At 52.3% G+C, this 2,500-nt stretch carries 1 tRNA gene and 2 rRNA genes (1 of these 3 cut by a window edge); all 3 read left to right on the top strand.

Going from position 1 to position 2,500, the window contains the following annotated elements:
* Window positions 1-2,029: ribosomal RNA gene (locus ACEN2J_RS20250) — 23S ribosomal RNA — on the top strand (it extends 808 nt beyond the left edge of the window).
* Window positions 2,030-2,206: 177 nt separating this feature from the next.
* Window positions 2,207-2,321, top strand: a 5S ribosomal RNA gene (rrf, locus tag ACEN2J_RS20245).
* Window positions 2,322-2,422: 101 nt separating this feature from the next.
* Window positions 2,423-2,499: transfer RNA gene (locus ACEN2J_RS20240), tRNA-Met, on the top strand.
* Window position 2,500 lies beyond the last annotated feature (1 nt).

The following is a 2,500-nucleotide window of genomic DNA, read 5'->3' as shown; positions in this document are numbered from 1 at the left end:
AATCAAACTTGGAGATAGCTGGTTCTCCGCGAAAGCTATTTAGGTAGCGCCTCGGACGAATACCATTGGGGGTAGAGCACTACATGGATGATGGGGGCCCACAGCCTTACTGAGTCTAAGTAAACTCCGAATACCAATGAGTACTATCCGGGAGACACACGGCGGGTGCTAACGTCCGTCGTGAAGAGGGAAACAACCCTGACCTGCAGCTAAGGCCCCTAATTCGTAGTTAAGTGGGAAAGCATGTGGGACGGCCAAAACAACCAGGAGGTTGGCTTAGAAGCAGCCATCCTTTAAAGATAGCGTAACAGCTCACTGGTCTAGATAAGCTGTCCTGCGGCGAAGATGTAACGGGGCTCAAACTACGAGCCGAAGCTCAGGATGTGTAGCAATACACGTGGTAGCGGAGCGTTCTGTGATATAGGACGCTGTGTAATTATGTTTAGCTTGCTGAACATAACGTACACAATGTGCTTTCTGTGAAGCCGGGCTGTAAGGCATCCGGTGGAGAGATCAGAAGCGAGAATGTTGACATGAGTAGCGACAAAGAGGGTGAGAGACCCTCTCGCCGAAAGTCCAAGGGTTCCTGCTTAAAGCTAATCTGAGCAGGGTAAGCCGGCCCCTAAGGCGAGGCCGAAAGGCGTAGTCGATGGGAATCAGGTTAATATTCCTGAGCCGTGAGGTAGTGACGGATTGCAGAGGTAGTTTGCCCTTATCGGATTGGGCGGGCTGCTGAGTGGTCCCTGGAAATAGCTCCTCTATAAGACCGTACCCTAAACCGACACAGGTGGACTGGTAGAGAATACCAAGGCGCTTGAGAGAACCACATTTAAGGAACTCGGCAAAATGCCTCCGTAAGTTCGCGAGAAGGAGGCCCTATTCGTACGCAAGTATGGGTAGGGGGCACAAACTAGGGGGTGGCGACTGTTTACTTAAAACACAGGGCTCTGCGAAGTCGTAAGACGACGTATAGGGTCTGACGCCTGCCCGGTGCTGGAAGGTTAAAAGGAGGGGTGCAAGCTCTGAATTGAAGCCCCAGTAAACGGCGGCCGTAACTATAACGGTCCTAAGGTAGCGAAATTCCTTGTCGGGTAAGTTCCGACCTGCACGAATGGCGTAACGATCTCCCCGCTGTCTCAAATGTGGACTCAGCGAAATTGAACTGTGTGTCAAGATGCACACTTCCCGCGGTTAGACGGAAAGACCCCATGCACCTTTACTATAGCTTCGCACTGGCATCAGGATTGAGATGTGCAGGATAGGTGGTAGGCATTGAATCGGGGACGCTAGTCCTCGTGGAGCCTTCCTTGAGATACCACCCTTCTTACTCTTGATGTCTAACCGCGGTCCATTATCTGGATCCGGGACCCTGCGTGGTGGGTAGTTTGACTGGGGCGGTCGCCTCCTAAACAGTAACGGAGGCGCGCGAAGGTTGGCTCAGAGCGGTCGGAAATCGCTCGTTGAGTGCAATGGCAGAAGCCAGCCTGACTGCAAGACTGACAAGTCGAGCAGAGACGAAAGTCGGTCATAGTGATCCGGTGGTCCCAAGTGGGAGGGCCATCGCTCAACGGATAAAAGGTACGCTGGGGATAACAGGCTGATGATGCCCAAGAGTCCATATCGACGGCATCGTTTGGCACCTCGATGTCGGCTCATCTCATCCTGGGGCTGGAGCAGGTCCCAAGGGTACGGCTGTTCGCCGTTTAAAGAGGTACGTGAGCTGGGTTTAGAACGTCGTGAGACAGTTCGGTCCCTATCTGCCGTGGGTGTAGGAGATTTGAGAAGAGTTGCCCCTAGTACGAGAGGACCGGGGTGAACGTTCCACTGGTGGACCAGTTATCATGCCAATGGTAGTGCTGGGTAGCTATGAACGGACAGGATAACCGCTGAAGGCATCTAAGCGGGAAGCCCCCTTCAAAACAAGATCTCCCTTGAGAGCCGTGGAAGACCACCACGTCGATAGGCCAGAGATGTAAGTGCGGTAACGCATTCAGTTGACTGGTACTAATTGCTCGATAGGCTTGATTTGATCCAGAAACAGCAAGGTTTAGAAATAAACCAACTGCTTCGGAAACAAGTCAAAAGCAAACATCACTACGTCACAAAGTGACGGCAGTGTAAGAACATGGAACATTGGTTATGCCGCATAGCAAAACCACTGATGTTGTAATCCCTGACAATCGTCAGGGAAGCGTTTCTTTCTCGGTTTGGTGGTCATAGCGCGAGCAAAACACCCGATCCCATCCCGAACTCGGCCGTTAAGTGCCGTCGCGCCAATGGTACTGCGTCTTAAGACGTGGGAGAGTAGGTCACCGCCAAACCTAGTAAGAAACGCAAGTCTCTCAAAACGATGAAACAAAAACCCCAAAACACTAAACTTGGGGCACTGCAGGGCCCTACGCAATCGCGTATCCCAAAGCGTCGCGGGATGGAGCAGCTCGGTAGCTCGTCAGGCTCATAACCTGAAGGTCGTAGGTTCAAATCCTACTCCCGCAACCAA

Origin of the sequence: Pseudorhodobacter sp. W20_MBD10_FR17, from assembly GCF_052119765.1 — a bacterium.
In the GTDB taxonomy this organism is placed as follows: Bacteria; Pseudomonadota; Alphaproteobacteria; order Rhodobacterales; family Rhodobacteraceae; genus Pseudorhodobacter.
Note: the sequence above shows the minus strand (reverse complement) of the source record. Positions and strands in the feature narration are given on the sequence as shown.